This window comes from Pseudomonas sp. F01002 (genome assembly GCF_004402115.1).
GTDB classification, from domain to species: Bacteria; Pseudomonadota; Gammaproteobacteria; order Pseudomonadales; family Pseudomonadaceae; genus Aquipseudomonas; species Aquipseudomonas frigoris.
In genome coordinates this window covers 78,928-91,751 of the sequence record NZ_SOPU01000023.1, presented here as the reverse complement: position 1 = coordinate 91,751, position 12,824 = coordinate 78,928, and the positions used below count along the sequence as shown (strand labels likewise).

Below are 12,824 nucleotides of genomic sequence, written 5' to 3'. Positions count from 1 at the left end.
ATTAGAGCAGTCCCGCCTGAGTCATCAACTCCACGGCTTTTTTACTGTCGAGTTTTGAAGCATCGACTGTCGGCGCGTCAAGTTGCTGCAAAGGCACCAGTTTTGGGTTGGATTCAGCGTTCTTGCCCACCGCGTATTCAAACGATTTGCCGGTTTTGAGGATGGCCTGGCCATCTTTACCCGTAATCCACTTGAGGAACGCCTGGGCTTGTTCCTTGTGTTTGCTGGACGCCAGAACGCCGCCACCGGAGACGCTGACAAACGCGCCCGGATCCTTGCGCTTGAAGTAGTGCAGGGCGGTGTTCTTGCTGTTTTCGCCGGTCTTGGCCTGGTCGCCGAAGCTGTAATAGTGGTAGATCACGCCGCTGTCGACCTGCCCGGCGTTGACCGCTTTCAGTACCGCACTGTTGCCGCGATAGATCGTGGCATTGGCCTTCAACCCTTTGAGCCATTCCAGCGTAGCGGCTTCACCCTTGAGTTCCAGCACGGCGGCGACGATAGCCTGGAAGTCGGCACCGGCCGGTGAAACGCCCCAGCGACCTTTCCAGCTCGGGCCAGCGAGGTCCATCAGCGACTTGGGCAGTTCGGCTTCGGGCAGTTTGCTCGGGTTATAGACAAACACCGTGGAGCGCGCGGCGATCCCCACCCATTTGCCATGGGCCGGGCGGTAAGCATTGCCGACCTGTTCCAGGGTGGCCGGCGCAACCGGCGCAAAAAGCCCCGCATTGTCGACCAGCACCATGGCCGGGGAGTTTTCGGTCAGGAACACGTCGGCCGGGGAGGCAGCGCCTTCCTGTACGATCTGATTGCCCATCTCGGTGTCGTCGCCATTGCGCACGGTGACTTTGATCCCGGTTTCCTTGGTAAAGCCCTCGATCCAGGATTTGGTCAGGCTTTCGTGCTGGGCGTTGTAGACTACGATGCCATCGGCATCCGCGGCATACACGTGACCGGCGCTCAGCAGCGCGGTGGCCAGCAATGCTTTTTTCAGGAAAGAAGGGATACGGGCATTCATTCTGTGGGCAGCTCCTGTTCTTTTTTAGAAGTCATGCACGTAGATTCGCTGCTAGAACAATGCGAATCATTGGCATGTTTTGAGTTGCAGCGAATGTAGAGAACAAAATGAGAAAAAAACGTTAAAGAAACCGTTAATACATGTCATTTTCATTCAGATTAGCAGCACCTCAGCCCATTGCGCGGTGGATCGGGTATCAAACGATGTCGTCGATCAGGATGTGGCGTTGGCCACGGCTGCATTGCTCGACCCTTGCCTCAACCTCGTAGACATCGCGAAGCATCTTCACCGTAATCACTTGATCGCTGGGCCCGCTGCCCTGGCTGGTGCCATTGGCGATCACTAATACCTGATCGGCAAAGCGTAGCGCCTGATTCAGGTCATGGATCGCGATGAACACAATGACTTCGCGTCTGCGCGCCAGTGCGCGCATGAAGTTCAGCACTTGCACCTGGCGATGCATGTCCAGCGCGCTGGTCGGTTCGTCCATCAGCAGAATTTCCGGCTCGCGCACCAGGGTTTGGGCAATCGACACCAGTTGTTGCTGGCCGCCGCTCAGTTCCCCAAGGTTGCGGAAGGATAGTTCAGTGATCCCCAGGGCGCGAGAGTACCGGCTTATGCCGCATGATGGCGATGGTTACACGAGTGCCCGCCAGCGGCGTACTTTGAATCGACAGGTGCCCACCCAGTCTTTCGATAATCCGTTGGCAGTGGGCAAACCCAAGTCCGAACGACGTCGATCGCGAGCGTGCGGTGTCGGCACGAAAGAACACTTGCCCCAACTGCCGGACCTCGTCGGCAGACATGCCTGCACCGTTATCGGTGATGCAAATGGTAAAGCTGCTGTCCGGCTGTTCTTCCAGCGTGACGTCAACGGCACCACCGATGGAGGTGTACTTGATGGCATTGTCGAGCAAGTTGCCGAAGACCACCTCCCATTGCTCCGGACGTCTTGAGTTCATGGGAGGCGTTGGCGATAAACAGCCGTTGGCGCTCCAACACCTCCTGGACTGCGGTTTCCATTTGCGCATAGCTGTCGAACAGCAGTTTTTCTTCCGCCGAATGCGGCTCGAACACCACTCGACGGGTGAACTCCGGCGGCTTCAATGTGCGCAGTTGTCGGGCGAAGCTACGCAGGTTTCGAGTGGAGTACGACACCACGAAAAAGCTGCCGAGCGTGGTCAGCAGCAGTATTCCCGATGCGGCAAGCGCCACCACGCGTTTGAAGGCGGCGACCGCATCAAGTACCGGTTGTCCGTTGGTAGCCACCAGCAGTTTGGCCTTCATCGGCCCCTCGGGGCTATTGCGTTCAAGGTCGCCCACCTGCGCAATCCATTTTTCGTAACCGACGTCGAACAGGAACGTTTCTTCGCCGCCCGCCCGAACCTGATTCATAGCGCGGCGAAGTGCTTCGCGCATGGGTGGAGTCGGGCCTTGAGAGTCTTGCAGCAGCGCGCTGTCGCAATTGCGTTCGGGCAAGCCAGATCCGGCAGCCTGTGCAGAGGCGCTGATCACGTTGTCGACGAAAATCGACAGTAAAAATACGCACTGACGGAACATTGAACGCGATTGAATAGAGAGGCCCGTCAGTTAAGTAATTTCAGCCGCGACACTCTTTGCAGCTGCAGATCGCGTTACGGCTTAACTGACTGGCATTGCCCCTCGGGCCTCTCTTTTTTTGAGCGCCGTCCTTGTCAGGGTTGGCGCTGCGGGAAAATCAGAATCTCCAGATTGCCGCGCTGATAACGCTTGCCATCGATGGGCAACAACTCGACTTCTTGCACTTCCTGGACACTGTTGACCCGCATCACCACGCCGACCGCGCCTTTTTTGCGGGCCTCGGTCATCCATTGCCCAATACTTTTCATCGTGACTATTCTTGAGGCCATGGAGGGATCATCGAGACCGTACTTCAACTCGCCGATGGTGTTGTAAAGAGCGATCTGCGGCTGCTTCAGGCGCCAGGACAACGCCGCCGCCGCACCCAAATCGTTACTGAGCAGCGAGGTGGTCTGACTCAAGGCATCCAGATGCTCGGCAATGAACTGATCGGGCATCTTGCTATCGACGATCTGGCCGGGCATCGCCGCCGGCAGCAATGCGACCAGCAGCCAGATGCCCAACGCCGGCATGGCCCAGAACATCAATGGACGCAAGACTTGCAACGCGTTAGCGATGATCCAGCCAATCAGCACGAAAAACACCAGCGACAGGCTGAACATTTCAGTGTTTTCGTAGATCTCTTTGGTGGTCTGCAGATAGAGCAGGACGATCAGGGCTATGGTAGCAATGACGACATTGAGCATTCCGTTGATACGAATCGCTCGGCCGCGCGCGTTGTTCAGCGACTCGGTCAGAGCATGGCCCATCAGCAACGCCAGGGGTAACAGGCACGGCATGATATAGGTCGGCAGCTTGCCGCTGCTCAGGCTGAAGAACCCCAGTGGCAACAGCAGCCAGAGCAACAGGAAACCGATCGCTGGCTGGCGTTTTTGCTGCCAGGCCTGGACGAATGTCGTGGGCAATAACGCAGCCCATGGCAGGCTCGAGGCAACCAGCAGCGGCAGGTAGAACCACCATGGACGAGCGTGTTGAGCATTATCGGCAGCAAAACGGCGAATGTGTTCGTTCCAGAAAAAAAACCGCCAGAAATCCGGTTCCTGATGGTGGATTGCGAGCGCCCACGGCAGGCAAACCACCACTGCGACAAGCACCGCCAACGGCCCGTAGCGCAACAGCTCACCCATGCGTCGTTGCCAGAGCATCCAGGGCAGGGCGATCAACACAGGGAGTAGCCACGCCAGAAAGCCCTTGGTCATGAAACCCATCCCACAGGCAACGCCCAACAGCGCCCAGGCGCCGAGGCGACGACTCAAAGAACGGCTATCAATGGCGAACCACAGTGAGACCAGACTCAGGTTGGCCCAGAACGTGAATTGCGGATCGAGGTTGGCATATCCAGCCTGACCGGCGATCAGCCCGAAACTCATGTACAGCATTGCGCAGGCAACGCTTTTGCGCCGCTCGCCCCATAAGCGGCTGGCCATCAGGTAAGTCAGCCAGACACTCAGTCCTGTGCTCAGTGCCGAGACGATACGTACCCCAAACAGGTTGTCGCCAAAGATGGCCTGCGCGATGGCGATCATCCAGTACCCGGCGATCGGCTTCTCGAAGTAGCGAATGCCCATGAAATGCGGGGAGGTCCAGTTCCCGCTCAGCAGCATTTCCTGGCTGATCTGGCCATAACGGGTTTCGTCTGGCGTCCACAGGCCATGGGACATCAGGGGCAAGAGATAAAACACCAAAAACGCCAGCAGCAACGCAGGTAGGGCCCAGCGTTCGGTGAGGGTGGAGGTCTGGACAGCGGGGCGCAGTAAATCGTCAGCAGCGTAGGACCGCAAGTTATCAGGTGTCATGATTCGACCTTGGCGCAGCAGAGGTTGCTCGGAGGGGGACATGCGCAGTGCATTTCAGCATGCGCGGAACTTAATCTATGTCGCAAATCAATAGTGATCCGAACTGCAAGTATCTGTTAGTTGCGGCGGGCGCTGAGAGCTTTTAGGGAGGGGCCGCTCATCAAGGCTGCAAACTTATTACTTGGTCCACGGGTCTTTAAACAAGGAGTGCCAATCACGGGCATTAAGTATGCCGAGTACTTGCAGCTGGCCATTGGCATCAATGCGGACAAATAACGAACTACCATATTCACTCGAAACCGCGTGTTTAAAACCGGTCTGGGTTTCGAAATCGCTGATGCAACCGCTGTGCGTCACCAGCACCAGATTGTGCTGGGCACGTTTGTGCGCCACCACATCATTACGCAGGGTTTTGCCACAGCTGGCCAACCATTCCTGGGTCATCGCGTCTTTGCCAAACATGGAATGCGAGGTTTGTGCCGTACGGGTGACCGGGCTGCTCAAGACATCGGTCTGGTCCATACCCAGACGCTGGAACCCTTGACCCACGGCCACGGCGGCATCGCTGCCGACTCGGGTAATGCCGTCGGCCGGGCCCAGGCAAGGATTGGCGGAGCGGTCGCAGCGCTCGGTATGGCGAACCAGTACGATGATCTCGCCCGCTTGCCACTGATTGATCAAGCGCGTGGTAGCGTCGGATCCGGTCGTGCCCAGATTTACCGGCGATCTTGGCCACAAGACAAAACCCGTCACTAACGCTACAGCGATGAGTGCCACCGCCGACAACGTCAGCCTGGTCAGCCGCGGGCTCAAGACTCGCTTGGGTAACTGCTTGCGCAATGAAGATTTAATCACGTTTTATTTATCCGTCAGTACGCAATAGCGAATAACTTACAATACGCCCATGCCGAATAACATATCAGTCAGGCCAGAGCGCGGATTCAAAATTGAGGTGGTATAAGAGAGGCTAAATATCGACAGGTGTGGGGCAAGTGAAATGGATGTGAAAAATTTGCACGGCCTATGGGCAGCTCCTAGATAGTTTATGTTTGCGAACTCTTATCTTTTACACCTTGCTAGTGGAAACAAAGAATGGATTTCAAACAGAGCCTGACGAAAAGGATCGTCATCGTATTCGCCCTGATGAGCGCGTTGGTGGCGGGCGTATTTGCGGTGGGCATCGTCGCAACAGTGCACCTGGTTGACCGAAAGCTCACGACGACGCGATTGGCAGGAGGGATGCACCGTCTGCTGTCGATGGACAATCCCGGTCAGTGGACCCATCAACCGGAAAAAGACGAGCTGTTTTTTACCCAGGGCGGGAAGGGCCTCATGGCGCTTGATTCGCAGCTGGAATCGCTACGTCTTGGATTTCAGGAAATCCTGTATCACGGCGCCGATTTCTACGCGATGGTCGAGGTCGTGGATGGACGCAAGTATGTGTTGCTGCGCGATCAGCAAAGCCTCGAACAGCGCGAGCGGATGTTGTTTGCTGTCGTCATGGTCAGTTTCGTTTTGAGCATTCTGCTGGCGATTCTGCTCGGCCGGTTATTGGCCCGGCGTGTGATGGCTCCGGTGATTCGCCTGGCGCGCCAGGTGCGTCATCGCGATCAACTATTGGACCTCGCGTCGCCGCTTCGTCCCGACTATGCGGCTGATGAGGTGGGAGAGCTGGCGCAGTCCTTTGACCAGACCCTGGGACGTCTGCGCGCAGCACTGGGCCGGGAAAAACTCTTCACCAGTGATGTCAGTCACGAATTGCGTACACCGCTGATGGTACTGGGCAGCTCCTGTGAGCTTTTGCTGAGCAATCCCTCGCTGGACCCTCGTTCCGTGGCTCAGGTCAGCCGAATCGCCCGGGCCACCGACGAAATGCGTCAATTGGTCGAAACGTTTTTGATGCTGGCTCGCGCTCGAGAGGATTCCGCTTCGGAGGCCAATGCCACCCTCAAAGAAGTCGCCGATGCGCTGGTGGATATCTGGGGTCGACTGATCCGGGAGAAGGGCATCGAATTCATATACGACATCGAGCACGTTTCGTCGGATCGTCATAACCTGACGTTCCTGCAATCGGTCATGGGCAATTTGTTGCGAAATGCCTGGCACTACACGGATCAAGGCCACATCCGACTGACCCTGCGTGAACACGGCTTCATTATCGAAGACAGCGGCATAGGCATCCCGGAAGAAGAACGCGATGCGATATTTCAGCCGTTCGTGCGCGGTGATGAGAGTCGAGGTGAAGGGTTGGGGTTGGGCCTTTCACTGGTACAACGGATCTGCAGCAATCAGAACTGGCGAGTACAACTCAGTAGCCGCCAGCCCAACGGTTGTTGTTTCACCGTTGAGCTGGACCGCGAGTAAACTTTTTACTGGGCCGATGGACAACCTCTCGGTGTTCCGGCGGTGGCCTGACTGATCAACGCGGCCAAGCGTTTGACGTTGCTCTGCTGAGCCGCTACCAGTTCATCGATGGACGGCCCTGAAGGTGTTTGCAACGTACTGCGACAAGTGACGAGCGCGTTATCGCTTTCGCCAAGATTGCGCAGACGCCATTTGACGTCAATCAACCCGTATTGGCCGGGGATCGAGTCAAACCGTTGCACGTCCAGCCGCACCGATACCTTGCGCTGGGGATTGCTGTTGACCAGTTGGTCCGCCAGGGCAGTGCGCAATTCATCCGAAAGGCTCGCGCCCCACCATTGTGTTTCGAGGATGGCCAGGCCGCTGTTGCCCTGACGAATGACGATCTGCGGGCGGTCGACCTGAGGAGGGACGCTGAGGCTCTCGATCTGGATATCCGCAGCGCTGGTCCTTGAATTGCCGCTCGGTTGGGCCGGGGTCAGGGTGTGGAATTGAATCGGATCACTGCGGCAAGCGGCGAGTAGCAACAATGCAGTGACCAAGCTGATCTTCAGCGGATAAACCATAAGTGATGCTCCTGTGGTCATTTGCGCGGCGGTCCCTGCAGGTCCATCGGCGCAGCATTGTCGGGACGACCGCGAATCAGCGATTCCGGATGCCGGCCCAGGTAATCCGAGAGTTCACGCAAGGAGCGCGACATGCGCCCGAGTTCGTCCAGGGTCTGACCTAATTGTTCGCGTTGCGGCGAGTCTTCGGCCAAGGTCGAACTGGCCGATTGCAGGGTCTTGCTGACGTCCGCCAGCGTGGTCTGCACGCCGGGCAGGGTCTTGGCGTTGAACTGTGTGAGGCCTTTACGCAGTTCGACGAGGTTGCTGTCCAGGTTGCCGGCAATGCGCTCGATCGGCAGTTGGTTGATCTTGTTGACCATGCCCTCCAGTTTTTCCTGCAATTGTTCGAGGCTGCCAGGAACGGTTGGGATAGAGACTGGACGGGCGGTCGGATCGAACACGACTTTCTCCGCTTTGGGGTAGAAGTCGAGCGCAATGTAGAGCTGACCGGTCAACAGATTGCCGCTCCGGGCCTGGGCACGCAGACCGTTGTCGATGAAGCTGCCGATCAGGCGTACGCCAGCGGCTTCGTCGTTGGGGTCATGCTTCAAGACCTCGAGCATTTTGATGTGGGCCTGGCCGAGTCGTTGCGGGTAGATCACGATGCCGACATTGACCGGAAAACTGCGTTTTTTCGCGTCGAAATCCAGATTGACCGCCACGACTCTGCCGAACTCGATGCCAAGGAATTCCACCGGTGCACCGACCTTGAGCCCGCGCAAGGCCTGATCGAAACGCAAACTCAAGAATTGCCCCTTGCCACTGGGCGGAGCGAGGGCGGTTAGCTGGTCTTCGAACAGGTCGAAGGATTTGTCCTCGGTGGCCGGTTGATCATTGGGGCTGTATTCCGGAGCGCGGAAGGCGATGCCGCCCACCAGGATCGATGACAGCGACTCGGTTTTCACCGAAAAGCCGTTGGCGCCGACGTTCAGGTCGATCCCGCTGGCGTTCCAGAATCGGGTGTTTTCAGTAACGTAGGCATCATTGGGCGCGTGGATGAACACTTCGATGTTGACCCCTTTACCGTCGGCGTCCAGAGCATAGGCCACCACTTGACCCACCGGAATCTTGCGGTAGTAAACCGGAGAGCCGATGTCCAGCGAACCGAGGTCTTCGGTGTGCAGGGTGAAGCGCTTACCCGGCTCGCCATAGGTGATCGGCGGCGGGTTTTCCAGACCGGTAAAGTTCTTGGAGCGAGCATTGGCCTGGCCGATGTCGGCGCCAATGTAGTCCCCGGACAGCAGGGTATCGATCCCCGACACCCCGCCAGCGCCAATGCGTGGACGCACGACCCAGAATTGCGAGTCTTCGCGGGTGAAACTTTCCGCCTGTTTGGACAGTTTGATGGTGGCGTTGACGCTCTTCTGATCGTTGCTCAGTTCCACGTCCGAGACATGGCCGATCACCACGTTGCGGTATTTGACTTCGGTTTTGTTGGCGGTCAGGCCGCTGCCGGTTTTGAACGTGACGGTGATGGTCGGACCTTCCTGCAACATGGTGTGTACAACCAGGGAAATCCCCACCAGCACCGCGACGATCGGTACGATCCACACCAGCGAAACGCTGAAGCGGCGGGTCTTGACAGGGGCCTGCCCGGGGGCTTGCGGCCCATCAGTGGTTTGCGACTTCATCCATGACCTCCTCGTTTGGGTGATTCCGCTCTTCTTTATCCCAGATCAGGCGTGGGTCGAAACTCATGGCCGACAGCATGGTGAACACCACCACCAGGCCAAAGAACAGAATGCCCGGGCGCGGTTCGATATCGGCCAGGGCTTGAAACTTCACCAGTGAGGCCACCAGGGCGACCACGATCACATCGAGCATCGACCAGTAACCGATGAGCTCGACGAAACGGTACAGCGTTGACCGCTGCTTACTCGCCCATTGGCTGTCGCGCTGAACGGTCACCAGTAACAGCGTCAGGGCGACGAACTTGATGCCCGGCACCGCGATGCTGGCGATGAAGATAATCAAGGCAATGTCCCAGGCGCCGTGCTGCCAGAACTCCAGCACACCGCTCATGATCGTGCTATCGGCGCCGTTGCCGACCATCTTGGTGTTCATCACTGGCAGCAGATTAGCCGGGACGTAAAACGCCAGGGCAGTGAACATGTAGGCCCAGGTCCGGGCCAGTGAGTTGGTTTTGCGCCGATGCAGCGGCGCGCTGCACCGTGTGCATTCGTGAGGTTCATCGGTCATGTCACAGGCCAGGCCGCAGCTATGACACAGGCACCGGTTGAGTTCACTCGCCACCGGCGGCCTGTTCATAAGATGTCCCATAGATCACGGATGTCGCGCCCGGCAATGCGGATCATCATCAGACTGAGAATGGCCAGGGCAAACAGGCCGATGCCGGGCAGCACATCCAGCAATCCAGCGAGTTTGATGACCGCGACCATCGCCCCCAGCAGACAGACCTCCAGCATGCTCCAGGGCCTTAGGGTTTCCAGCCAGCGCATGCAGAACCTGAAACCGGGCGAGCGACGGGAGGCGAGGGCGAAGCTCAGCACCCAGATAAGCAGCAACAGCTGGAAAATCGGCGCGATGATCATCGAGATCGCCGCCACCATGGCGATGAAAGTGATCGGCCCCAGACTCAGGGCAAGCACCGAATCCCAGAGTGTTGCGCTGTTTTTAAGGCCTTTGAGGCTGATGCTCATGACGGGATAGAAGTTGGCGAAAATCCACAGCATCAACGCGGTGAAGGTCAACGCCAGACGTTGTTCCACCGTCAGGCCGTTATAGCGCTGAAGCACGCCGCCGCAGCGTGTACACAGGGTTTTCTGATGTTTGGCGAGCGTGACTTTTTCGTACACGCAGTCGCAGTGCTCGCAGATGATCAGTGGGTCAGTCGTAGCCATAGGCTGCACTCGCCAGGACGCAGGGAAGTCAGAGCACCTCCTCAATATAGAAGCGCCGGGCAATTGAGCAAATTAAAAGGCTGTTCAATGAGATGCGGACGGACGGTGATCTCCTGTAGGAGCTGCCGAAGGCTGCGATCTTTTGACCTTGATCTTGAAGATCAAAAGATCGCAGCCTTCGGCAGCTCCTACAGGGGAATGGCGTTTGATCTAAAGTGGGGGGCGGTCAGCCGAGCAGTTCGCGCAAGCGATACCAGAACATGCCGAGGGCCAGCAGCGGAGAGCGCAGCATCGGCCCACCGGGAAAGGTCATGTGCGGCACCGCGCTGAACACGTCAAAGCCCTGGCTGTGTCCGACGTGGATCGCTTCGCCCAATAGCTTTGCGCACCAGTGGGTCACGTTCAGGCCATGACCGGAGTAACCCTGGGCGTAAAACACGTTCGGGTGCTGGCTCAAGCGCCCGACCTGTGGGAAGCGATTGGCGGAAATGCCAATCTTGCCGCCCCATTGATAGTCGATGCGCACGTTGGCCAGTTGCGGGAAGACCTTGATCATGTGCGGGCGCATGTAAGCTTCGATGTCCGCCGGATCACGCCCGGAATAATGGCAGGCGCCGCCGAACAGCAAGCGTCGGTCCGCCGAGAGCCGGTAGTAATCCAGGCCGACTTTCTGGTCGCAGAGCGCCAGGTTTTGCGGGATCAATTGCGCCGCAACGTCGGGCGCCAATGGTTCGGTGGCGATGATATAGCTGCCCGCCGGAAGGACCTTTCCGCTCAGTTTCGGTTCGAGCTCTTCCAGGTGAGCGTTGCACGCCAGCACCAGACTGCCGGCGCGCACCGTGCCGCCGGCACAGCGAACCTGCACGGTGCTGCCATGGATCAACTCCAGCACCGGGCTCTGCTCGAAAATCTGCACCCCTAAGGATTGCGCCAATAGCGCTTCACCAAGGACCAGATTGAGCGGGTGCAAGTGACCCGAGCCCATATCGACTAGACCACCGGCATACACGCCGGAGTTCACCACCTGCTGACGGATCTGCTCAGGCCCGACGAGTCGGGTTTCGTGGGCGTAACCCGATTCGGCAAGGCCTTGCTGCTCAGCCTTGAACGCCGCGAACTGCGCTTTAGTATTGGCCAGTTCACAGAACCCCCAGCGCAGGTCGCAATCAATCCCGTGTTCACGAATGCGGTTGCCCACGAGCGCTACCGACTCGACGCCCGCACGCTCAAGGTAGCGCACGCCTTCTTCACCGACATGACGGGCAAAACCGCTGACGTCATGGCCGATGCCGCGGATCAACTGCCCGCCGTTACGCCCGCTGGCGCCCCAGCCTATCCGCCGGCCCTCCAACAGAATGACCGAGAGCCCGCGCTGCGCCAGTTCGATCGCCGTGTTAACGCCGGTAAAGCCGCCGCCGATCACACAGACATCGGCTTCAAGGTCCGCGGCCAGTGTAGGGTAAGGCGCCATTCCATTGGCCGACGCCGCGTAATAGGAGCGAGCATGTTCGTTGCTGTACTGGTTCATTGGTTGGACTTCACTTTGCTCCAGGAACGGGTCATCAAACGCATGATTGCCTGGGGCGGGGTGGTCGAAATGTAGAGCTTGTCGAGGACTGCCTGAGGCGGATAAACCTCAGGATTGTTGACCAGTTCAGGGTCCATATCTTGCTTGGACGCCGGGTTCGGGTTGGCGTAACCGACTGACGCACTGACCTTGGCAATCACTTGCGGATCGAGCAGGTAATTGATGAAAGCATGCGCCTCTTTCTGGTTGCTGGCGTCTGCGGGAACCGCCAACAGGTCGAACCACAAGTTACTGCCTTCCTTGGGGATCGCGTAGGCGATGTTCACGCCGTTCTTGGCTTCCTTGGCCCGGTTCGCGGCCTGGAACACGTCACCCGAGTAACCGAAAGCCACGCAGATGTCGCCGTTGGCCAAATCTGAAACGTACTTCGAGGAGTGGAAGTAGGTGACATATGGGCGGATGCTCAACAGCTTGGCTTCAGCCTTTTTGTAATCCTCAGGATTTTCGCTGCGCGGGTCCATGCCCATGTAATTGAGGACCGCCGGGAACACTTCATCGGCCGAATCCATCATCGACACGCCGCACTGACTGAGTTTCTTCAGGTTCTCAGGTTCGAAAAACACGGCCCAGGAATCGATACGGTCAATGCCCAGCACTTGCTTGACCTTGTCGACGTTGTAGCCGATGCCATTAGTGCCCCACAGGTATGGGACCGAGTGTTCGTTGCCCGGATCGTTTTTCTCCAGCAGCGCCAACAGTTTCGGGTCGAGGTTCTTGAAGTTGGGCAGCTGCGAACGATCGAGCTTCAGGAACGCGCCGGCTTTCACCTGGCGAGCGAGGAAGTGGTTGGACGGCACCACCACGTCATATCCCGTGCGACCGGCGAGCAATTTGCCTTCCAGGGTTTCGTTGGAATCGAACACGTCGTAGATCACCTTGATCCCGCTTTTCGCCTGGAAGTCGGCGAGGGTGGTCTCGCCGATGTAGTCGGTCCAGTTGTAGACGCTGACCGTTGGTTGAGCCTGCGCAACA

The 12,824-nt window shown here is 57.9% G+C and carries 12 protein-coding genes and 1 pseudogene (1 of these 13 running past the window's edge); 1 reads left to right on the top strand and 12 read right to left on the bottom strand.

All coding sequences use genetic code 11. The annotated features are described in order from the left end of the window. Position 1: 1 nt before the first annotated feature. From E3W21_RS19595 to E3W21_RS19575, 6 genes and pseudogenes are all read right to left on the bottom strand, one after another. Positions 2 to 1,015 (bottom strand): iron ABC transporter substrate-binding protein, encoded by a 1,014-nt coding sequence (locus E3W21_RS19595; protein WP_134421528.1) that lies wholly within the window; start codon positions 1,013 to 1,015, stop codon positions 2 to 4. A 196-nt stretch (positions 1,016 to 1,211) separates the two neighbouring features. Further along, positions 1,212 to 1,616 (bottom strand): annotated as a pseudogene (locus E3W21_RS19590) (ABC transporter ATP-binding protein); the annotation flags it as partial. Further along, entirely contained in the window at positions 1,600 to 1,977 is a 378-nt protein-coding gene (locus tag E3W21_RS31375) for an ATP-binding protein (protein WP_256661597.1), read from the bottom strand. The pseudogene E3W21_RS19590 and the gene E3W21_RS31375, both read right to left, overlap by 17 nt. After that, positions 1,886 to 2,494 carry a HAMP domain-containing histidine kinase gene (locus E3W21_RS31370; RefSeq protein ID WP_178084145.1) on the bottom strand — a complete coding sequence of 203 codons (609 nt, stop codon included), beginning with the start codon at positions 2,492 to 2,494 and terminating at the stop codon, positions 1,886 to 1,888. Before E3W21_RS31370 ends, E3W21_RS31375 begins: the two co-directional genes overlap by 92 nt. 215 nt (positions 2,495 to 2,709) lie before the next feature. Further along, positions 2,710 to 4,431 (bottom strand): lipid IV(A) 4-amino-4-deoxy-L-arabinosyltransferase, encoded by a 1,722-nt coding sequence (arnT, locus tag E3W21_RS19580; protein WP_134421527.1) that lies wholly within the window; start codon positions 4,429 to 4,431, stop codon positions 2,710 to 2,712. A gap of 177 nt (positions 4,432 to 4,608) precedes the next feature. After that, complete coding sequence (locus E3W21_RS19575; RefSeq protein WP_134421526.1) at positions 4,609 to 5,286, bottom strand: histidine phosphatase family protein; 678 nt, start codon at positions 5,284 to 5,286, stop codon at positions 4,609 to 4,611. A 237-nt stretch (positions 5,287 to 5,523) separates the two neighbouring features. On the opposite strand from E3W21_RS19575, the gene E3W21_RS19570 reads away from it, so the two are divergent. Then, positions 5,524 to 6,795: a HAMP domain-containing sensor histidine kinase gene (locus tag E3W21_RS19570; protein WP_129443985.1), complete on the top strand. Its 1,272-nt coding sequence runs from the start codon at positions 5,524 to 5,526 to the stop codon at positions 6,793 to 6,795. A 5-nt stretch (positions 6,796 to 6,800) separates the two neighbouring features. Here E3W21_RS19570 and E3W21_RS19565 read toward each other — a convergent pair whose 3' ends face one another. The 6 genes from E3W21_RS19565 to E3W21_RS19535 all read right to left on the bottom strand — a co-directional run. Then, positions 6,801 to 7,361 carry a membrane integrity-associated transporter subunit PqiC gene (locus E3W21_RS19565; protein WP_129443987.1) on the bottom strand — a complete coding sequence of 187 codons (561 nt, stop codon included), beginning with the start codon at positions 7,359 to 7,361 and terminating at the stop codon, positions 6,801 to 6,803. A gap of 17 nt (positions 7,362 to 7,378) precedes the next feature. Further along, the gene (locus E3W21_RS19560) at positions 7,379 to 9,034 is read right to left on the bottom strand and encodes an intermembrane transport protein PqiB (protein ID WP_134421525.1); all 1,656 of its coding nucleotides are present in this window, start codon (positions 9,032 to 9,034) and stop codon (positions 7,379 to 7,381) included. Then, the gene (locus E3W21_RS19555) at positions 9,015 to 9,671 is read right to left on the bottom strand and encodes a paraquat-inducible protein A (RefSeq protein ID WP_134421524.1); all 657 of its coding nucleotides are present in this window, start codon (positions 9,669 to 9,671) and stop codon (positions 9,015 to 9,017) included. Before E3W21_RS19555 ends, E3W21_RS19560 begins: the two co-directional genes overlap by 20 nt. After that, positions 9,668 to 10,264, bottom strand: coding sequence for a paraquat-inducible protein A (locus E3W21_RS19550; RefSeq protein ID WP_129443993.1), 597 nt, complete (start codon positions 10,262 to 10,264; stop codon positions 9,668 to 9,670). Before E3W21_RS19550 ends, E3W21_RS19555 begins: the two co-directional genes overlap by 4 nt. A gap of 226 nt (positions 10,265 to 10,490) precedes the next feature. Further along, positions 10,491 to 11,792 carry an FAD-binding oxidoreductase gene (locus E3W21_RS19540; protein ID WP_134421522.1) on the bottom strand — a complete coding sequence of 434 codons (1,302 nt, stop codon included), beginning with the start codon at positions 11,790 to 11,792 and terminating at the stop codon, positions 10,491 to 10,493. Further along, positions 11,789 to 12,824: the 3' portion of a polyamine ABC transporter substrate-binding protein gene (locus tag E3W21_RS19535; RefSeq protein ID WP_134421521.1), read on the bottom strand. It continues 59 nt past the right edge of the window; 1,036 of the gene's 1,095 nt are visible here — the last part of the coding sequence; its start codon lies beyond the right edge, outside the window; it ends in the stop codon at positions 11,789 to 11,791. The genes E3W21_RS19540 and E3W21_RS19535 overlap by 4 nt, the downstream gene beginning before the upstream one ends.